The sequence below is a fragment of the Methylobacterium sp. 1030 genome, from assembly GCF_040544715.1.
Taxonomy (GTDB): domain Bacteria; phylum Pseudomonadota; class Alphaproteobacteria; order Rhizobiales; family Beijerinckiaceae; genus Methylobacterium.
On record NZ_JBEPKM010000007.1, the window covers coordinates 53,273 to 74,242 of the forward strand.

The window sequence follows — 20,970 nt, forward strand, 5'->3', positions numbered from 1 at the left end:
TCCTTGCCCGAGACCGTCGTCGTCGTCGGTGCGACCGGGTTCGTCGGCCGCAACCTCGTCGCGCATCTCGCCGACCGCGTGCCGCGGCTGATCGCGGTCAGCCCCTCCGGCCGCGCGGTGCCGGGGGCGCATGAGGCCGCGCGCTTCGATGCCCTGGAGGCGCTGTCGGTTCCCGCCGACGCCATCGTCATCAACGTCGCCGCGCAGCGCTACGACGCCGACAAGTTCGAGACGGCGCAGAGCGACCTGCTGACCGGCAATGCCGAGATCGCCAACCGCCTCTACCGGTTCTGCCTGACGAAGGGCATCCGCGAGGTGCGCGCGGCCTCGAGCGTCGCGGTCTACCCGGCGGCCCTCGATCCCCTCGACGACGCGCAGGCTGTCGACCTCAACGCGCCGCCCAACCGGAACGAGGCCTTCTACGCCTGGTCGAAGCGCTGGTCGGAGGTGATCGCCGACCTCCACGCCGAGCGCTACGGGATCCACACGATCAGCTTCCGCCTGAGCAACCCCTACGGTCCCCACGACTCGACGGATCCGCGCAAAGCGCACGTCCTGCCGGCCTTCGTGATGCGCGCGCTCGCACCGGGGGAGCGCTTCGAGATCAAGGGCAACCCGCTGGTCGAGCGCGACTTCATCTACGTCGGCGACGTCGTCGACGTGTTCGCCCGCTCCCTGGAGATGCGGGAGACGAGCGACGCGCTCAACCTCTGCCGCGGCGAGACCACGACCCTGCTCGACCTCGCCCGCACCATCCTGGAGGTGGCGGGCGAGAATCGGCCGGTGCACGCCCCCGACACGGCGACCCACGGTGTGCTCGCCCGCCGCTCGACCAACCGGCGGCTGCGCGAGCGCTTCGGGATGTCGACCTTCACGGGACTCACGGACGGGCTGCGGCCGACGATCGCGTGGTATCGCGAGGCCTATCGCGACGGGGCGCACCATGCCGGGGCCTGAGCGCGACATCGTCATCGGGGCGAACGGCTTCCTCGGGCGCAACCTCGTCCCGCGGCTCCGGGCCGAGGGCCGCGAGGTCGTCGAGATCGGTCGGGCGGCGGGCGACCTCTCCGACTGGGCGAACGTCGAGCGGGCGCTGCGCGCGGCGCCGCCGGCCGGCCGGATCTTCCACGTGGTGACCCGCCAGCGCACCGGCGCGGTGCAGTACGACATCCAGGGCGAGCTCCTGGCGATCAACGCCCGGGTCCACCTGAACGTCCTCGAGGCGTGGCGCCTGTTCCAGCCGCAGGCCAAGCTCGTCTCCACGGGCTCGTCCTGTACCTATCCGGAATCGGCGGAGCCGCTCCCTGAGGCGCGGTTCGGGCAGGGACCCACGCATCCCTCGGTGATCGGCTACGGGCTCGCCAAGCAGGTCCTGGCGACGGGCTCGGCGGCCTACGCGCACCAGTACGGGCTGAGTTTCCTGCACTGCGTGCTGGCGACCCTGTACGGGCCGCACGACAACAAGGCCTCCGACCGCAGCCACTTCGTCGGCGCCCTGCTCGACCGGGCCGTGCGGGAGAAGGCGGCGGGCGCTGCGCAGTTCGAGGTCTGGGGCAACCCGCAGACCGTCCGCGAGGTGCTGTACGTCGACGACCAGATCGACGCGATCCTGGCGGCCGACCGGGCGTTCGACAACGAGATCCTCAACTGCGCCGCCAACACGCCTGTCACCGTCGAGGCGGTGGCGCGGGCGGCCCTGGCGGCCCTCGACTGGTCCGTCCCCCTGGTCAGCCCGCCCGGCTCGTTCCAGGGCGCGGCCTACAAGATGCTCGACTCGTCGCGGTTCCTCGACCGGACCGGCTGGCGGCCGCGCATCGCTCTCGAGGCGGGCCTGCGCAGGCTCGTCACGGCGGAGTACGCCGACCGTTGAGACCACCCCCCGCGCTCGCCGTGCCCCTGACCGCCCCATGACGGATGCCGCCGAGAGCCTCGAGGACACGCCGTCCCTCCACGCGCGCAGCGTCCACGCCGCCAACGCGGCCGTGCAGGGCGGCGACCTCGCGGCGGCGAAGGCGCATTACGGGGCCGCGTGGCGGAGCGCCGATGTCGGCACGCTCGTGATCGGCGACAGCCACGTCTTCACGTTCCTCGAGGCCGGGCACGTCCTGCCGGTCTGGCTCGGCGCCGTGACCATGCACCGTGTCGGCCGCGACGGTCCGGCCCTCCTCGCCCTCAGCGAGCTGCAGGTCGAGCGCGGCCTCGACGTGGTGTTCTGCTTCGGCGAGATCGACGTGCGGGCCCACGTGGCGCGGCAGGCCGAGACGCGGGCCATCCCCGTCGAGGCGGTGGTCACCGACCTCGTGGATCGCTACCTCGATGCTCTCGACCGCGTCTGCGACCGCCCGGGCGCGCGCGTGTTCGTGGCGACGGCGGTGCCGCCGCAGGAGATCGCGGCGGGATCGCCGCACGCGGCGCCCGATCTCGCGCCGCTTCCGGACCGGATCGCCATCGCCCGGATCCTCGCCGAGACGCTGGCGGCCGGTGTCCGAGCGCGCGGTCTCGGGCTGATCGACCTGCACGCGGCGCTCCGCGACCCGAACGGGCTGATGCGGGCCGCTTGCGGCTCGGACGGGATTCACGCCTATACACCGGAGGGCCGGCGCGTTGCCGCGGACCTGCTCCTGGCGGCGCAGGGCGGGACCTGGACCCGCTCGCCGCTGAGCGGCGGGGCGGCGTGAGCAGGGCCGCGCCGCGCGCGCCGCGGCCTCGATCCGTCGCCGAGGCGACCGGCCGCGCCCCGCGCCTCTCCACCATGCGCGAGGTGCGTCGCCCTGCGCGCGCGACCCTGCCGTCCAGGAGACCGACGTTCCATGACGCGTGAGCGCTTCATCGTTGTCGAGCAGAGCGCGCTGGCCGTGGGCGGGCATTACAGCCAGTACACCACGGCGATCGCGCGCGCCGCGCGGGAGTCCGGCCTGGAGCCGCTGGTCCTCAGCAACCGGCGCGCCGAGCCTGACGCGTTCCCGGACGATCTCGCGATCCGGCCGACCTTCTCGCTGACCTGGGGCGAGGCCGAGTACGGCACGCCCGACGGTGCGCCGGTCGAGTTCGGCCGGGAACTCAGGGGCGCCCTGGCGGACCTGCGGGCGGGTCCGCGCGACATCGTCCTCGTGCACACGCTGGGCTTCCGGGAACTGCTCGATCTCCTCGCCTTCGTCTCCGCGCGGGAGCCCGACGCGGCGCACCCGACTCTCCACGTGCTGCTGCGCTACGATCCCGCCCCCCTCGCGGCCGTGATCGGCACCTATCGCCCGTATTTCGACCGGATCCGAACGTCGCCGACGCTCGCCCGCAGCGTCCGGTTCCACGCCGACACGGAGCGGCTCGCCGCGACCTTCTCGTACCTGACCGGGATCGCGTTCCTGCACGCGCCGATCCCGTTCGACCAGGCGCATCTGCGAGCGGCCCTGGCGGACCCCACAACGCCCGCGGGCGATACCCTGAGGGTCCTGTATCTCGGGGATGCCCGCCTGGAGAAGGGCTACACCGACCTGCCGGCGGCCGTGGCCTCCCTCTGGGCCGACCTCGTCGGGCCCGGCCGCATCCGCTTCGTCATCCAGTCGAACTTCAACACCCCCGGTGGTGAGCCGGGCGTCCTGTCCGCCCAGCAGCAGCTCGCGGCCTACGGCGATCGGCGCGTCCGGCTGCTCCCCGAGGCCCTGGATGCCCCCGCCTATTACCGCCACCTCGCCGAGGCCGACATTGCCCTGATCCCCTACGATGCCGCGCGCTACCGGGAGCGCAGCTCGGGTGTGCTGGTCGAGGCGATGGCGGCGGGCCTCCCCGTCGTCACGTCCGCGGGATCATGGATGGAGACGCAGGTCGGCCCCGACAACGCCGTCCTGTTCGATGCGCCGGACGCGCTCGCCGACGCGCTGCGCCGCGCCGTGGCGGATTACCCGAGGCTGCGGGCGGGCGCACAGGCCCGGCAGGCGGCGGCCCTGGAGCGCGCGTCCCCCGGCAACTTCATCCGGCACATCGTCGCGGCCACGCCGGAGCCCGTCGCGGCCGAGCGCCCCTCGGTCCTGCTCGTCATGAACGGCGATGCCATGGTCATGCGCAACGGCTCAAGCCGGATCGCGCGGTCGCAGCTGCAGTACCTCGCCGCTGCCGGCTACGCGGTCACCGGCCTGTTCCTGTCCCATCGCCAGCTGGACGGCGCCGCGTATCGTGACTGGCACGGGATGCTGCTCGGCGTTCTGCACGATTTCGCGTTCGAGCGGGTGTTCGTCGCGACGCCCGGCCGCTCCGCGGGCGACGCGCCGACCGCCGGCACCCCGACGCTCGCGGACGAGTTCGTGGCCGCGGCGGCCTACGCGGTTCCGGCATCCCTCGCCGGCGCCCTGCGGACGAGGCCGCCGGATCTGATCCTCCTGAACTACATCACCGCCCTGCCGCTGGTCGACGCGCTCGGGGTCGACGCGCCGATCGTGTGCGAGATGCACGATCTCCAGGCCGTGCAGCGGGCGATCTACGCCCGCCGGCCGGTCGACCCGGACGAGCTCGCCCTCGAGACCACGCATCTCGCACGCTGCCAGCACGTCATCTCGCTCAACCCGCGCGAGACGGCCTTCGTCCGGGACAACCTTCCGAGCGTCCCGGTCACCACGGTTGGTGTGCAGATCGCGCCGTCTCCCGCCCGCCTCGCCGACCTCGCCGGCCTGCGCGACCTCGCCGACGTGATCGCCGCCTGCGGCCCGCAACGCCCCGCCCTGCGTCCCGCCCGGAGGCCCGCCTCCGAGCGCGTCGCCCTCTTCGACGCCTCCGGCATCGACGTCCTCTTCGTGAGCTCGGCGCACCTGTCGAACGTCTCGGGCCTGCGCTGGTTTCTCGACGCGGTGCGCGCGCGCCACCTCCCCGATCTCCGCGTGGTCGTCGCCGGCAGCATCTGCGATCTCGGCCCGTGGCCGGACGAGCCCGGCCTGCACTTCGTGGGCCAGCTCGACGACCTCGCGCCCCTGTACGCCGCGGCCCGGATCGTCGTCCTGCCGATCCGGGAAGGGGCGGGCAGCGCCGTCAAGACCTACGAGGCGCTCGCCCACGGCAAGCCGATCGCCGCGACCTCCCTGGCGTTCCGCGGCCTCGACGGTGCCGAGGGTCTGGTCGCGCATGACGAGCCCGAGGATTTCGCGGCCGCGCTCGAGGCCCTGCTCGCCGCGCCGGACCTGCGCGCGAGCCACGCCGCCGCGGCGCGCGCCGCCGCGCTCCGCCTCGGCGATGTCGGGCGCTACCGCGCGGCCCTGAACGGGGTGTTCGGCGCCGTCCTCGGATCGCGCGCCCGGCCCGCGCCGGCCCCCGAGCCGATCCGGGCCGACGCGGACCTCGTCGAGTGGAGCCCCCTGCTCGGGGCGGTGAACCGTCTCTGCCGCGCCGTGATCGCCGGGTACCCGCCCGATCCCGTCCTGCGGAGCGAACTCGCGGGCTTCGACGCCGCGGCCGCCCTCGCCCTGGTCGAGACGGTCGCGCGCACGATCCTGGAAGAGCGGCCCGTCTCCCTGCTGAGATCCGACGATGCGATCGCGGCCGAGATCGTGCGCTTCGCCATGCGCGAGCCCGTCGACACGGTCGTCGCGGCCGCGCGGATCGTGCTGGGCAGCCAGGCGAGCGAGGCGGCACATCGGGTTCTCTTCGACGGGCGCAGCCCGATCCGCATCTCGAATCCCGGCGCCGGAGCCGGGCAGGCCCAGGTCCGGGCGGGCCGGAATGCTCTCGGCGCGAAGCCGAACCCGCAGGGCGGCCTCGTCTGGACCTATCGGCCGGATCCCGAGGCCCATCCGCATCTCGGCCTCAGCCTCGAGCCGCGGCACGATGCCCCTTGGACGGCCGCGCAGACCCTGTCGGCCGCCGAGCGCGCGGCCGCCGTGCTGGCGCTGCCCGCCGCGGAGGGCCTCGCCATCACGCTCCTGCCGCCGATCTGCGCGACCGGCACGGCGTGGATCGAGATCGATCTTCCGGAGCGGGACGCCGCCGAAGCGGCGCTCCGACTCGACGACGGCGCGGTCCCGACGATCCGGCTTCGGATCGGCGGTCGGCTGCGGCTCCGGGCGGCCATCCCGCCCGCGCATCGCGGCGGTCCCTTCACCCCGGTGACGATCCGCCTGCACGGGGTCTCGGATCCGGCGCTCGTGCGCGACGTCAGCGTCGGCTGGTCGTCTCAGGCCCTGGAGGCCTTCCTCGCGGGCGATCCGCAGGTCCCTACCCTGCCCGCCGAGGTCGCCCCGGCGGCGGGCGGTTCGGGCCTGTCCAGGCTCTTCTCGGGCGCGCTGCGCCAAGCCCTGCGCCCGCGGACCGTGCGCCCGCTCTGCGTCGCGCCGGAACTGAGCCTCGTGATCGCCGTCGATCCTTCGCCCGGCGCCGACAAGGCGCCGGTGCGCTGCTTCGCGGACGGCGTCGAACTGGTGCGCACCGGTGCGGCGGACCGGGTCGCCTTCCTCAGGCCGGGTTCCGTCGAGCCGCGATCGTGGTGCCCGCGGATCCAGCTCGTCGGCGCCGGCGGGGATCCCCATTCCGGCACCGTGACGCTCACGCTCGATGGTCTGAGGGACGCCGTCACCGGGGATCGCGGCTTCGCCCGGACCAATCTGCACGAGCCCGAATACATCGAGGGCCGGATCTCGCACCGCTGGTCCGGGGCCGATCCGGTCACGGTCATCGACGTGCCGGTGTGGTCGGATCAGCCGGGCCGCCTGGAAGTCGTTCTCGTCGCCCTGGGCCGCAACACGGACCCGGACGACGTGGCGGTCGCGATCGGCGGTGAGGCGGCCGCGATCGAGCGGGCCGAACGCGACGGAATCGTCACGCTCACGGCCGCGATCCCGCCGCGGTCGGATGCGGGCTCGACGCGTGTCGAAGTCGCCGTGCGGACGAGCTTCCATCCGGAGGGCGATACCCGGACGCTCGGCGTCGCGTTCGGATCGATGCGCTTCGTCTACCCCTTCAGCGCCGCGGTCGATCGTCCGTCCTGATCGACGCGGCCGCGCTCCCGATGACGGGCGCGATCGCCCGCGCCCGCAGGCCCGCTCACTGTGCGGGCATCCGAGACGCATCCTGCGCGCAACGGCAGCGACGCGGGCCGCCTCGCGGTGCCTGTCCTAGATCCGGAACTCCACGGCACCGGCCGGGAAGATCTCCGCGACCCGGGCTTCCTGTTCGCGGAGGTCCCAGAGCCGGAATTCGGCGTACCGGATCCGGAGGCTGTCGCCCTGCGCGGCCACGTAGCAATGCTCGAAGGCGAAGAGCACCGTGTCGAGCTTCGGTCGCGCGTCGCGGGGCTCCACCTCGCCCCGTGCCTCCGCGTCGGCCGAGACGTCCAGCGTGATCGCGGCGTGGCCGCTGGTGGGCATCGCGTCGAACGCGCTCACGAGCAGAGCGATCTCGTCATGGGTCAGCTTGAGAAGGAAGCAGAAGCGCTTCACCGACTCGAACGTGTCCCCGGCCGGGAACGCGCGCAGCAGCGTGATCGAGAAGGGACGCCCCTCCTCCGGCAGGCTGCGCAGGTGCCGGGACGGCACCGCGCGCAGGGCCGAGATGTTCATGGTCTTGGCCGCCGACGGCTGGGCAACGCGGCCCTCGCGCCGGCCGTTCGTCCGGTAGTGCAGCAGCGGGTTGACGCCCGAGGCCGTCACGTCGGGGTAGCGGATCAGGTAGGAGGTGCTGCTGAAGCCGGGATGCGGGTCGAGCCCGGCGGCGGACCCGAACCGCAGGTAATGCCGCACCGGATCGAGGCGGGTCTTGCCGCTCTGGTTGCGGAAGAAGGCCGTGTCGAAATCCTCGGCGGGATCGCGATTCTCGGCGGCGCCGCGCCAGACGTAGTGGAGATAGGGGTCGATGCCCGAGGCCGCGACGTCGCCGTTGTGCCTCAGGTAATAGGCCGCGTCGAACAATCCCGGCACGCGCCCGATGACGACGCGCCGGAACACCTTCGAGATCGTCCGGATCGCGGCCCGCTTGAGGGATGGCTGACTCATGCGAAGACCGGCGCCTCGCAGAGGGACCGGAGCTTCTCCGCGTAGGCCACGGGCGAGCAATCCTGCGCCACCTGCGCCAGCCCGGCGCGCTGCAGCCGCCGCCAGGCCTCGGCATCCTCGTGGAGCTCGATCAGCCCGGCGATGAAGGCATCCGGGTCGCGCCAGTCCCGCGTCAGGTATCCGGAGCCCTCGGGCCAGCCGAGCTGCTCCGCCAGGATCGGCGTGAGCAGGCAGGGGAGCCCCTGCGCGACGGCGGCGTGGACCTTGTGGGGCATCCCGGCGGCGAAGCGTGTGGGGGCGACGAAGACGCGCGCCCGGTCGAGGAGCGGCGTCGGGTCCGGGACCCGGCCCATCACGGCGACGTTCGGTGCCGACAGGCGCGCGCGCAGATCCGGGGTGACCTGCCCGATAATGGTGAACGGCACGCGCGGCAGGGCGCGATGGACCTCCGGCCAGACGGTCTCGAGGAACCAGATCAGCGAATCGACGTTCGGCGAGTTCTCGTGCTCCAGCGACCCGATGAACACGAAGCCGCTGCGGCCGTCCAGATCGGCCGCGCCTTCCGGCTGCGACGCGAAGGCGTGGCCGAGCACCGCGGTGTTGCGCACGCCGTGGAACTGAAGCAGGCGCGCTTCCGCCTCCGAGACGCAGACGACATGGTCGGCCTGCGCGAAGTTGCGGGTTTCCCGTCGTGCGGAGGCCGCCAGGTGCGCGCCGAATCCGTAACCGTCCCGCAGGGTCCCCTCGAGGAAGGCCCGCAGGCAGAACAGGGCCTCCGAATCGAAGATGACGCGGCTCCGCGCGAAATCGCGCAGCGCCATGTCCCGGTTCTGGAAGATCTGGCAGACCAGATCGATGTTGTGCGGGCGGCTGACCCAGAGCACGTCGTAGTGGTCCTGCCGCTCGTCGATCAGCCGCGCGAGTCCCGCTCCCTCCTCGGCATCGAGGATCTCGACGGTGTCGGGGAGGTCGCGGTACCGCTGCGCGATCTCCGGATCCGCGCGGTAGACCGGATAGACGGTCACCTGATAGCCGAGCCGAGCCAGCGTGGCGACGATGAAGTTCGCCCGCGGCATGCCCGCACCGAGGTCGATATGGGGCACGCCGTCGTCGATGTAGAGCACCTTGAGCGCCCAGGCGTTGTGTGTGCGGTCGCCGAAACGCGGTCCCGCATGCGGGAACAGCCATGACCGGTGCCGTTCGAGGAAGCGGACCCGGTTGCGGTCGATCAGCGCCTCGACCTCGGCCCGGACCGGCGTCGTGGCGTTCTCGAAGTGGATCGCGCTCGCCCGCGGCTGATAGATGACGCGCCGCCCGGCCTGGTGACAGCGGACGCACAGGTCCGTGTCCTCGAAATAGGCCGGGGCGAAGAGGTCGTCGAAGCCGCCCAGCTCCTCGAAGAGCGCGCGCTCGATCATGAGCACGGCACCCGATACGTAGCCGACCTCACGCTGGAACGTGCCCTCCGCCTGGAGCGGGTTCGCGTTCCCCCGGCCGTAGGGGTGCGTGATCTGCGCGTCGTCGCGGAAGAACGCGCCGCTCTCCTGCAGGTAGCCGCCGGGGAAGACGAGGTGGGCGCCGACGATGCCGACGGTCGCCTCCGAGAACGGGCCCACCAGGGCGCCGAGCGCGCCGGGCATCAGTTCCACATCGGGGTTGAGGAACAGGAGGTAGCGTCCGCGGGCTGCCGCGGCCCCCTGGTTGCAGGCCGGGCCATACCCGACATTCTCCGTGTTGCGGATGACCGTGGCCCCGTCGAGCAGGTCGAGGACGGTCAGGGTCTCCGCGTCGGAGGCGTTGTCGACGACGATCACCTCGAAGGACGCGCCCGCGAAAGCCTGCTGCGTGGCGAGCCGATAGAGCGTCAGCGTCAGCAGATCGCGGGCATTGAGCGAGACGACGACGATCGAGACGAGCGGCGCCGCGACCGCCGGGAAGGCGATCCGGAGCCCGTTGCGCGCGATGGCGTTCCCGATGAGGCGCGCCTCCGCGATCGCCGCGAGCCGCCCGTAATGTGGATCAACCGCCTCGATCTTCTTCATCACTGGACTTCGAGGCGGGTGTTGCCCGCCGGGGTGAGGCGGATCAGGCCCACGAGGTCATCGCTGAGAAACAGCACCGCCTTCGGCCGGGACGGCGTCTCGCGCGCTGCCGGGATCGGTGCGGCGGATCCGTCGATCTCCAGCGGCTCGAAGGTGAGACTGGCGGGCACGGGGGTCAGCTCGCCGCGTGTCGCGGCGAAGGCGAGGCCGGGAGAGCGCGCCAGAGCCGCCGTACCGGTCAGCCGCAACTCCCGTGCCGCCTCCCCGTCCCCGAGCAGGAAGGCCGCGGTCGCCCGCGTCCGCGCGACGAGGAAACTCGGGACGCAGGTCACCACCGTCAGCCCATCGGCCTCGTACCCGATCAGGCGGCCGTCCGCTCTCCAGTCGGCCTGGGCCTCGCCGAGAGACCCGGCGATCGCCTCCCGGGCCGCTCGCGGAAGAGCGCGGCGGTGGATCCATTCCGGGGAGAGGCTGACCGGACCTCCGTGCAGCGCCGGGCGTGCGCCCGCAGGCGGCACACCCCCGTCCGGCTCCGGGCTCACGAACCAGCGCCGCCGCTCCGGCGCGTAGCCCGCCTCGCGGGCGGTCGCGGGCGAGGGATTCTCGGTCGCTACGAGAATGCCGCCGTCCTCGTCCACGACCGGCAGGGAGCGCAGGGAGCGCTCCTCCCTGACGACGATTCCCGCCCCCACCGTGGTCGACACGGCCGGCGCGCGCGCTGCGGGCGAACTCGCGCGTCGCGCCGAGCGGCGCGGGATCGCGTCCAGCCACGCGGCCTCGCAGGTCGCGGCCCTGGCGTTGTAGCGCGCGAGCAGATCCGCGCAGGCCGCGGTCAGGGTCGCGAGGGCGTCCGGGTCGTCGTGAAGGCTCAGGACCGCCGCGACGGTGTCGGCCACCCCCTCCAGTCGGTGAGCCGGATGGTCGGTGTCGAATCCCTCGAACGCGATTCGCGTGCCGATCACCGGCCGACCCAGCGACAGCGCTTCGGCGACCTTCATCTTGAGACCGCTTCCCATCAGCATCGGCGCGACCACCGCGTCGACGCCCGCGTAGAAGGTTTCGACGGCGTCGACATAGCCCGCCAGCTGGACGCCGGGTAGGTCCAGCCCGTTCAGGCTCCCGCAGATCTCGCCGGCGATGACGAGAACGGGCAGGTCCGGCCGCCAGGACGCCGCCCAGCCGTGGGCGAACTTGCTGATCGAGAAGAGATTGGGATCGTTCCCGTGGCCGATGAAGCCGAACCGGGTCAGCCGGCCGGGTGCCCGAAACTTCGCGCGCTCGGCGAAGACCGGCGGGAGCAGGTACACGTCCCGATCGACGAGGCCGCGGAAATAGTCCGCCTCCGCCGATTGGATCGCGAGAACCATGTCCGCGCGCGACAGGCCGACCGCTTCCGACGCGCGGTCCGTATAGAAGAAATTCGGCTCGGCACGGAAAGGCCGGTACTGGAGATGCCGGTCCGCGAAACGGTCATGCGTGTCGATGATACGCAGCACCCCGTCCGGAACCGCGTCGAGGCACCGCGACAGGAACACGTAGTTGACGACGATCGCGCACGTGTCGGCATGCCTCTCGAAATACCAGGCCACGAACGCGTCGAGTTCGGGCGGGCACCAGGCGTCGATCGTGAAGCCGCCCGTCCAGGTCTTCAACGGGATCGGCGTCGCGGCGGGGATGGAGAAGACGCGATCGAAGGCAGCCGCCATCGCGGCCGCATCGGTCGGTGGATGCTGCCCGAAGCGGCGATAGACTTGGTCTTCGTGCTGGAGATAGGCGAGATCGATCGCGAACCCGCCCCGTCGGAGCGCCTCGCAGGTCGCCGAGAGCCGCCGCCGGTTGCCGGCGCTTGTCGGTGCCGCGGGCATGGGTGTCACGACCAGGACGGTCGGCTTCCCCTCGGTCGCCATGCGCTCACAACGCTCCGATCACGCGAGCCGCCACGTATCGGCCATTTCCGCTCAGGATGGCCCCGTCGGCGCGCTGCGTGTTCAGCGGAATGTCCGCCACGAGCGTCATGACTGCTCTGTGCGGATCATTGAGCCTGACGGAAGTGATGTCGCTGTAGGCGTAGCCATCAGGCGACCGCACGATCACACAGTCGGGTACGAAGTCGACCCTGTGCGCCAGCCACGTGTCAACCGAATCGCCGCGTTTGACCCTCAGATCACTCGCTGTGCCGTTCGCTAGGATATCGTCCAGCCCCACGCGCAGGAGCGGGATCAAGGCACCGAAATGCGGGAGGCACCCGCGTCCTAGGGTGGAGACAACGGCCCGGGCGATGATGAGCGTATCAGCGCGCGATAGAGGCGCCGACTTTGACGACAGAGCAATGCGTCGGTTGCCGATATGCGTGCGGAGCGTCATCGAAGAAAGGTCGAGTAAAGCGCCCTCGTCTTGGCAACCCAAGACCAAGAAGCAGCTTGGATCTGTCACAATCTGGTCGGAGAAGCCGACGAATGACCAAGCGATAAGGTCGATGTTCTTAGGATTTACGATCCCGAGAGGTACTGCGCATGACCCATTCATCGGAATTTTGAGTAGGGCAATCTGCTGGGCAATGCAAATAATAGTTTCGAAAGACTCAATATCCGACTCTTTCATCGCGGCAGCAGACTCACGGTCTAACGGAAGGTTCTCGTAGAAGTGCGTTTGTACTTGTTAGGATCCGAATTGATTGTCCCCGGAACTCGCTGGGCGGCATGGCATCCATGTGTGTCGGCCTGCGTATCACATAGAATGAGAGGCCACGGCAATAGGGTTAAAATCCTTTACTTGGCGCCGCGTGATGTGCGCGAGGCCCATGGAGGGATGGTGGAGGTGGTGTCAAATGCCAAATTCCAAACTGACTGTGTGTCTCGATTCGAAGGTGTCCCACCTGAACCGCTCCGCTCTCGGCCAGACATCTGGCATACCTCAGGAAGGCGTCGGCGTTGGCCTACGGGTAAGGTCATGTCATCCGATCCAACCGCCCCTTGGGGGCACGGTGAGATTCTGTTTGGCGTTCAACGCCGATGTTGGGGGACACAACTGAGAAGGGTCGCCTCAGTGAGGCAAGCAACCAGCGGGGTTCGTCCGTGTCGGTCGTGGCTCACCGCTACGGCATCTGGCCCAGTCTGCTGCTCTCATGGAAGCGGCGTCTGCTGGAGGGCGGCCATGAGGCTGTGCAGACCGACGAGGAGATCGTTGGGGACCTGAGATTCGGTACGGCGCGTGCGCGACTTCGGACGCCGGACCGGCGGCGTCGAATCCTCCGCGAGGTACCGACCTCTATTTCCCGAGCTCTCGGGCGCCTGAGAGGCCGATCTCGCGGCTCACCTCTCGAAGGGGCGCGCGAGGGCGGTCGACGACAAGCTCAGCGTGGCCTGCTCCCGACTCGTCGTGCGCCTGAGCCGACCCGCTAGGCCGCCCGGCCCAGATCGCAGGCCGGAGGCTGCGCGACTGCAGCCGACAATCTGTGCGATCGTCGATGCCCGCACGATCGGCGCCCCTCGCCGCGTCACCGCGCTGGTGAGCCGAGTGCTGTGGTCGCGCGATAAAGCAAGCGTCAACGCCAAGCAGGCGCGGCGCCTCCGGAGGTCGAACGGGGTCACCCTTGCGCCGCGTGACCCCCGCCACGTCTCGGCTGCACCGGCGGGGGCATGGTCGTGCCGCTATGGGTGAACGCGGAGCGGGCCAATCGGACCCTCTCGAACTGCGCTGTCGGGACGGCGCGATCGTGCGGGTGCTGTTTGCTCTCGACGCCCGCGACCGCGAGATCATATCGGCCGAGACGGCCTGGGCCGCGATGATCGCCTGCAGCGAGCGCCGGTTCGGCGTGACGAAAGCCCCCCACATTGGTCGAGTGGCTATCCGACGACGCACCGGCGTGGCTCGCCGAAGACACTGCTCAGACTGTCGCGGCGCTCGACGGAACCCTGCTTGCGTCCCGGCGATGGCAGCAGCGCGCGCGACGGCATCGAGGAAGCGTTCAGGACGGCGCTCAAGCGCGACTGCGCCCGTCTCGCTATACGTGAACGACGCCGAGACCGACACGAGGCTTCTGCCGAATGCGGTTGCGGGCTACAAACCAGTCCCCCGCTCGCCGACCTGCCTATGTTCTCGTCCCGAGAAATTCCTCAGGCACCGTGCCGAAATCCGCGTCCTCGCCCATCCGGCCAAGCAGAGTACACGCTCGAGCTCAAGTTGGTGAGAGCCTACATCGAGAGAAGACCGTCGTTCTGTCCTAACCCCCTCGTTGAAAAAGCCTTTCACGACCGGCCCGGTGTGAGCTCTTGATCTGGGACCGATCTCTGTTTAGCACTCCGCCGATCAGAACGCCGCGCCCTCGGCGTCGCGCGCAGCCCTGCTCACGTTCTCGTTTCACGCGGTGACGGGACGACGTTGCCCTGTTTGCAGCATCAAGAAACCAAATTTCAAGCACCCGCACGGCGGCCACAAGGCGTTCAGATGGCACGACTCATTATCGTTGATCAATGGCTGCAAAGTGTTGAGGGGCATCATTCTGAGTACGATTTAGCTGTCGCGCAGGCCGCGTGCCGGCTCGGGCTGGATGTTCATATTTTATGCAATTCTAGATATCGTGGGCCGACGCAGGACCGGATAAATTTTCTGCCGATATTCACCATCACTCGCGGCGAGCCTTATAGATACGACCTCGATCACGTCTTTCGTTTCGGCGCGACGCCACAAGTGTGGCCGTTCTACTCCGATCTGAATTATGGATTGTCGAAACTTGAGGCTAACTGCGAAGACCATCTGTTTGTTCATTCGATAGAATTTAATGAAATCGAAGATTTATTGAGATTGGCTGTCACGACCAAAGCGGGCGCGCTGCCGCAGATGCATATTCTGCTACGGAGAGATCTCGACGAGATCAGGGGCGACAAATCGCGACTCAAAGCCTTCATCTCAGCCGTCCGCACCCTGTCGCAGATAAGTCCACCGCACCCGCCTGTGCGATTTTACACCGATACAGATCAGCTTTCCTCTCAATATTCCTCTGCCATCGGAATTGAATTTACGACCATGCCGGTGCCTTTCCGGCACGACCTCTTGCAAGCTGGGAACCGGGTCCGATCCGACGCTCTCATCCGGCTGGCGTACCTCGGCGACGCTCGCGCGGAGAAGGGTTTCAATCTCCTTCCCGGCCTCGTCCGATCCTGTTTCGCAAACGCCGACCTGTCGCGCGCGCGCTTCACGATACAAGGCAATTTCAATCTCCCAGGTGGTGAGATCGGTATTTGCGCGGCGAGGAATCAGCTTGAGACCTTCCCCTCAGAGCTATGTTTGGTTTCTCGGGACGGTCTGTCTGAAGAAGAGTACTATCGAGTTCTTGCCGAATCGGACATAATCCTCCTGCCCTATGACGTATCTCGGTACAAGGCGCGCAGCAGCGGCGTCTTCTATCAAGCAAAGGCGGCCGGTAAGCTCGTGGTTGCCCCTGCCGGTACGCAGATGGCGTCGTTGTTGCCCCGCGACTCGGTCGAGGTCTATGATCGGCAGAGAGGTTTCGTTGCAACCGCAGAGAATCTTATTCGCAACTTCGATCAGATCAAGGAGGAACAGCAGCTGAACAGCCAATATTGGCTGCAGGCGACGTCGGCAGACGGTTTGATGAATACTCTGACCAAGGGCAACGCGAGCGTCGTCGCATCTCGTGCCGTCAAAACCGTCCTCTATCTATGCGAGGCTATTCCATTTTGGGAGCGGTCCGGAAGTGGATTTGTCGTAAGGCGTCAGCTTAAATACCTGCAAGACGCCGGATACCGCGTGATCTGTGTTGGCTTGGTCAACCGAGTGTTGCGCTCGACGCACGAAGTGCACGAGTCTTTCAATCAATTTTCGAGGGCACTCGAAGACAATCATCTCGAGATTTTCTTCAAGTGCATTTCTTATCTAAGTCAAGATACGAATTACGCTTGGACGACGCTTGAAGGCGAGCTCAATCGTACGCAGCATTTCACGGTTCCGACCGATCTACGGGCCGTTCTGGATGTATTCAAGCCGGACGCCGTTTTCTTCAATTACATTTTTCGGAAAGGCTACGTGGAGAAGCTCGGGTGCGGGTCACTCGCTTCCATCTGTGAAATCCACGATCTGCAGGCCGTCCAGTACGCTCTCGCAAGGGGAGACGCCCTGGATCTGCAAGAGCTCGACATCGAGATGTCGATGCTTGAGAATCTCTCCGCGGTGGTCTCGCTAAGCGAAATCGAGAGCCTCAAGGTACGAGAAGCTTTACCCTCGCTGTTCGTTCGGACTATCCCGCCGGCCGTAGAGTTGCCCTCGGTCGGTTGGAGATCACTTGCAGGGCCCAAAGATATTGCCGAGCTGCTGAGTTCCTGCTCATCGAAATCTCATTACGTCGATTTTGATTCCGCATGGGCGTCTAACAACTTGCAGCAATTGAAAAAACTCTTCGAGGAAGACGGCGTAGACGTATTGTTTGTCGGCGCGCACACGTTGCCGAACATCGCAGGGCTGACATGGTTCTGTGAGGCTGTTTTGCCCGAGATTGTCAGAGAAAGAAGGGTCAATATCGTTATTGCAGGATCTATCGAGCATAAGCGTGACAGCTTCGCGCATCTCGATAATGTCTTTTGGGCCGGCAGCGTTGCCGACCTTTCTCCGCTCTACGCGGCGGCCAAGATTGTTATCCTGCCTGTCGTGGACGGCGCTGGAATTAATATCAAGGTGACCGAGAGCCTGAGCTACGGAAAACCCGTGGTGGCGACCACCTTCGCGCTGAGAGGCATCCCGGCCAGTCTGGGTCTTCGTGGATACGATAACCCGGACGGGTTCGCCAACGAGTTGAAAACACTTCTGGATCAGCCAGAGCTCCGGCGCACCGTCGGGCTACGGAATCGCAGGGCGGCCGCCGAGATGAGTCGAGTGTTCTCGATCAATAAGCGGATGAATGAGGTTATGGTTCACGCGCTTGGCGCCGATACCCACGTCTGCGCCGATGCGATTGAGAGTCAGAGCGAGTACCAGTACCTTGAGTGGTCGCAGACGGTGGCAACTGTCAACCGCACGATTTCTGCATTCCTTGAGACGGATGCGCGCTTAGCTGAGCATCTGCAAGATCTGTACGCGCACATCGGTCGCGACGCGTCGAGATTTAATGTTCTCGAGGATTTTATCGAGTCCATTTTTATTGAAAAAAATGCCCCGATCCTCAAGACGTCACAGGCGCGGTTCAGGCGACCTGTTCAGGACAATCAGATCTGGCATACATGGCAAGATGTCTTGCGGGGTATGTACGAAACCGCCTTCCAGTTCGATTTCCCGGAACGGAGGCCTGATGACCGGACGAAGAGCCGCCACCTGCTGTTCGTCGAAATCGACAGCGCATCGGGCCAGTCTTTAAAGGCGCAGCTTTTCGAAACTGCAGCGTCTCGCGGGCTCGTGCCTTCGAGCTTTCGCGAACCGCCGTTGACCTCCGTCGCTGACCTCATGGATCCAGTCTCGGACATTTTCGAGAAACAAATATTGTCCTGCGTCGTAATTCGAGTTGCGAACTCTGACCAAGCTTACAGCCCCGCCGTATTTGCATTGATCCGAGCGCTGATCGCCAGAGAAGTGCCCGTTGTTGCTAGTTCCGAATTGGCGTGGGTTGTACCCACACAAGCGCCGACATTGCGTCTGGTCGCATCGGATGCTGATTTACTCCGAAATGTCGAGCAGATTGTCTCTGAAATTATAACAGACATCTGATCTTCGGGGCGCGAGACTGCCCAGGAATTTCCATAGATGCGAGCCGTGAGGGTGCTGTGATATACGTTATTTCGGCCTATCGGTTCAATCACTTATCTCGCAACGTTCCGATCGACGCGCGGCTCCTCAATCTCGGTGACAGGGCAACCTTTTACTTCGTTGACAAGGAAGGGGCGCCCTCCGATTTTCCCGGTCAAACCTTCTCGGAGGCACGGCATTTTCCCGAGATGTCCGACCTCGGGAAGCGACATTTGGCCGAATGGACCTTCTTGCTTTCAGAGTTTTACAGGCCTTTTGCAACGTATCCTTTCTTTATGATATCGACGCGCTTCTACGAGAAGAACGCGTGTCTGAGGGGCGATCTGTCGAATCATTTCGACGACATGTTCGATTTTCTGAATCAATATGGCTTCGGCTATCTTCCTAGTTATAATCGGACTGATAATTTCATTAGTTACAAAGATTACATGAGAACAGGTGTTCTCGGGATGAGACAGGACGGCATAGAATTCATCAATAATTTGTACGATGTTGATTTTATGAACGAGTGCGATTTATTCTCTGATTTTTTCTGCAACTATATAGGATTTCGTTCCAGAGAGGATTTGATTCAGTACGTGTCGTTTTATCTCCCTTTTATCAACTCATTCGTCGGTCAGAATTTCGAACTCGTTCGTTCCTATGATGATGTTGTCAATAAAACGGGGGGCTTCCGTGAAGAGAAGCCGCTCACGCTTCTGCTGGAAATGATTTCCCATTTGTTTTTCTATAAAGAGAATCGCAAGTTCTATGGGTTGCACTATAACGGCCATATCGAAGTCGATGAACGGCGCGCACAAGTTCGATTGCTCAAACCGCTTGCCGTATGAGTTTCCTGATCGCGACGATGTGCACAGTCTCGTCCATCGCGTTGAGCAGCGGGGGCGTCCCTCTGACTCCGGCGACATCGAGGCCTTGGCTCCGCCGACCGAGACGTCGCACTCGGGGCGCAATCTTACTGCTTGATTGGGCTGACGACAATTCGGCGCTCGACTGGAGGCAAGGAGCCGCTCGGCCAAACGAAGCGCTATGGGAAGTACGTAGGCCCGCGCCGATTTTCAGAGCATCGGAATTTGCTCAGATTTCTGCCTTGTACTAATCTGTTATTTGATCGATATCATTAATGTTAACATTACATGGATGCGCGAGAAAGCTCTACGTGATCAGGCAAGCGCCGAACGATGATAAGATGATCTGAGGTTTTTTCCAGAGGTGGCGAGAAGATGTGCATGAAACCATGGCATCCCGTGCCGATTTTGTTTTCTTTCAGGTCGTGCCTGAAGATGTTCGCTTCAACGACGGCAGAAGACTCGCCATCGACATAGATCTCGATTTTGAGCGGTAGATCTCCTTGGTCTGGATCGAAGGCCCAGCCGCGCACGAACTCGTTGGTCACGCCATCGATGTATCCCTGGCAGATGCCATTCTTGTTAGGATCGCGCGGATCGGAAACCGAGGATTGTATAACTGGCCCGTCTTGAGGTGAGGGCGGCGGTTGCGGATTTCTCGCGTAACCCGTTCGACCCTCAGACAGGCCATTGTTCAGGAAGTGCAGAAGCGGGTTTTGTCCAGCCGCCAATACGTCGGGATTGGCATTGAGATAGCCGGAGGTGCTGAAGCCGGCGCTCGGATCGCGATTTTCCTTCCAGCCATGATCGAGATAGTGCTGAAGCGGATCTTGCCCCGAAGCTTCGACATCGGGATAGGACGTCAGGTAGTACGCGGGATCGAAGCCAGGTAGCCCGAGCTTGGCTTCTCTGAGGGCGCTCCGGAAAAGATTGCGCATTCGAATTCTCATCGTCTTCGGGCGTATTTTAGCAATGATAGGACGACGCTGCGTTCGGTGCTATAGTGTAGCAATTTGCGGTGTAACGCTGCATATTTAGGCAAATTGGCCCGACATCGGTAGTGCTTCCCGGGCCGTCAGATCTGGCTTCCTCCCTCTACCGAAAGCTGCGCTTGCGGCCGAACAACGACTTGACGCAAGCGAATAGACCGACCTTCGACCTAGATCAAGATGGTGCCGCGTCGCGGTTGCTCGGCCGTCCGTGTCTTGCAGTGCCGTCAAGGGAGCCGCGTGGTGCGTCATCACGCCGGACCAGCGCGTCTCGGTCGACGAGACCGGACGGTCGCTGGACTTCGCTCGTTCAACATCCTTCGGATTTCAGGGTCGGGGTTCGACCAACGATGGTCGTGCCGCGCTCGTGCGCGGCGCCGTTGGGCATGGTCCACCCATTCGCGGTTCTCGAACGAATCCTTCCGGCCATGCGGTCCGAAGATCATGCTCCCATCGTCAGCCGGTCGCCCTCATTCGGATCTGAGAGCACGGGCCGTATCGTGCGATGCAGAGTCTCTGCGCAGACCTTGTGTAGCGAGGCCGGTCGGCCGGTCGCCTATGCATTCAGTTTGCTGACAACGTGCTTCACGATAAAGAGGCCGATCGCTGCAGAGGTCAGCCCGAACATGACGACGTACAGATAGTCGACCTGGATGCCGGCATATGGATAATACGCCGATCTCACCCATTCCGCCAACTGCAGGGCCGGATTGAATTTCATCCAATAATATATCTTGTCCGGCATGTAGCTCGGAAGAAACATCACGCCGCTGGAAACGTACAGAATGATGCTAAAGAGTGCATATCCGATGAGCCAGCCCGGGAAAAACCCGATGATGGCAACGTTGATGGTTCCAATTCCGATGCCCAGGATGATGGCGGCAATGTAGCCGCACATCGCTGTAAACGGTTGAGCAGGTATCGGATCCGATCCGATGACGATGAGGATCGAGCTCACGACAAGCAGCGCTAAAAATCCAGTCACGATCTCGACCAGAATGCGCGCCAAAATCACATCGAACAGCTTGACCTGTGGATAGTAAGTTAGCGGGCGGTTCATGATCACCGCCTTCATGACTTCGCGAGAGATGTACTGGAAGACCAGGACCGGGACCGCGCCTGTCGCGAAAAAGAGGGCTCGATTGTCGCCCAGCGGCGCCGCGAGCTTCTGGAACGTGTAGATCGCGATCAGCATGAAAACGTGCACGCAGGGCCAGAGCACGACCACGCCATAGCCCCATAGCGATGCGCCGAAGCGCGTGCGCATGTCGCGCAGCATCAGCGCGTGCAGCACGTGCAGGTAGGACTCGACCGGGCCCTTCTGCGACTCGGCCTTCGGGAGGGCGGGCATCGACATGACCTCTGCGTTGCG

The 20,970-nt window shown here is 65.5% G+C and carries 12 protein-coding genes and 1 pseudogene; 7 read left to right on the plus strand and 6 right to left on the minus strand.

The window, feature by feature from the left end; translation table 11 throughout:
* The first annotated feature begins 3 nt into the window (after positions 1–3).
* From ABIC30_RS11565 to ABIC30_RS11580, 4 genes are all read left to right on the plus strand, one after another.
* Complete coding sequence (locus ABIC30_RS11565; RefSeq protein ID WP_354455048.1) at positions 4–957, plus strand: NAD-dependent epimerase/dehydratase family protein; 954 nt, start codon at positions 4–6, stop codon at positions 955–957.
* Positions 944–1,870, plus strand: a complete 927-nt coding sequence (locus tag ABIC30_RS11570; RefSeq protein ID WP_354455050.1) for an NAD-dependent epimerase/dehydratase family protein — start codon at positions 944–946, stop codon at positions 1,868–1,870. The genes ABIC30_RS11565 and ABIC30_RS11570 overlap by 14 nt, the downstream gene beginning before the upstream one ends.
* 37 nt (positions 1,871–1,907) lie before the next feature.
* Positions 1,908–2,678 carry an SGNH/GDSL hydrolase family protein gene (locus ABIC30_RS11575; RefSeq protein WP_354455052.1) on the plus strand — a complete coding sequence of 257 codons (771 nt, stop codon included), beginning with the start codon at positions 1,908–1,910 and terminating at the stop codon, positions 2,676–2,678.
* Between the two features lie 132 nt (positions 2,679–2,810).
* A complete protein-coding gene (locus tag ABIC30_RS11580; RefSeq protein ID WP_354455054.1) occupies positions 2,811–6,965 on the plus strand; it encodes a glycosyltransferase in 4,155 nt (1,384 codons plus the stop codon).
* Positions 6,966–7,091: 126 nt separating this feature from the next.
* Here the strand turns inward: ABIC30_RS11580 and ABIC30_RS11585 are convergent, their stop codons facing one another.
* The 4 genes from ABIC30_RS11585 to ABIC30_RS11600 are packed head-to-tail and all read right to left on the minus strand — an operon-like array spanning position 7,092 to position 12,610.
* On the minus strand, positions 7,092–7,967 hold the full coding sequence (locus ABIC30_RS11585) for a hypothetical protein (protein ID WP_354455056.1): 876 nt from the start codon (positions 7,965–7,967) through the stop codon (positions 7,092–7,094).
* On the minus strand, positions 7,964–10,009 hold the full coding sequence (locus tag ABIC30_RS11590) for a glycosyltransferase (protein ID WP_354455058.1): 2,046 nt from the start codon (positions 10,007–10,009) through the stop codon (positions 7,964–7,966). Before ABIC30_RS11590 ends, ABIC30_RS11585 begins: the two co-directional genes overlap by 4 nt.
* Complete coding sequence (locus ABIC30_RS11595; protein ID WP_354455060.1) at positions 10,009–11,916, minus strand: glycosyltransferase; 1,908 nt, start codon at positions 11,914–11,916, stop codon at positions 10,009–10,011. The genes ABIC30_RS11590 and ABIC30_RS11595 overlap by 1 nt, the downstream gene beginning before the upstream one ends.
* 4 nt (positions 11,917–11,920) lie before the next feature.
* Positions 11,921–12,610 (minus strand): hypothetical protein, encoded by a 690-nt coding sequence (locus ABIC30_RS11600; protein ID WP_354455062.1) that lies wholly within the window; start codon positions 12,608–12,610, stop codon positions 11,921–11,923.
* A 348-nt stretch (positions 12,611–12,958) separates the two neighbouring features.
* On the opposite strand from ABIC30_RS11600, the pseudogene ABIC30_RS31800 reads away from it, so the two are divergent.
* The 3 genes and pseudogenes from ABIC30_RS31800 to ABIC30_RS11610 all read left to right on the plus strand — a co-directional run.
* A pseudogene (locus ABIC30_RS31800) lies at positions 12,959–14,138 on the plus strand (IS3 family transposase); the annotation flags it as partial.
* Between the two features lie 317 nt (positions 14,139–14,455).
* Positions 14,456–17,722 carry a glycosyltransferase gene (locus ABIC30_RS11605; RefSeq protein WP_354455064.1) on the plus strand — a complete coding sequence of 1,089 codons (3,267 nt, stop codon included), beginning with the start codon at positions 14,456–14,458 and terminating at the stop codon, positions 17,720–17,722.
* A 56-nt stretch (positions 17,723–17,778) separates the two neighbouring features.
* A complete protein-coding gene (locus ABIC30_RS11610) occupies positions 17,779–18,591 on the plus strand; it encodes a hypothetical protein (RefSeq protein ID WP_354455066.1) in 813 nt (270 codons plus the stop codon).
* 302 nt (positions 18,592–18,893) lie between these two features.
* Here the strand turns inward: ABIC30_RS11610 and ABIC30_RS11615 are convergent, their stop codons facing one another.
* Entirely contained in the window at positions 18,894–19,547 is a 654-nt protein-coding gene (locus tag ABIC30_RS11615; protein WP_354455068.1) for a hypothetical protein, read from the minus strand.
* A 607-nt stretch (positions 19,548–20,154) separates the two neighbouring features.
* The gene (locus ABIC30_RS11620; protein ID WP_354455070.1) at positions 20,155–20,949 is read right to left on the minus strand and encodes an ABC transporter permease; all 795 of its coding nucleotides are present in this window, start codon (positions 20,947–20,949) and stop codon (positions 20,155–20,157) included.
* Positions 20,950–20,970 lie beyond the last annotated feature (21 nt).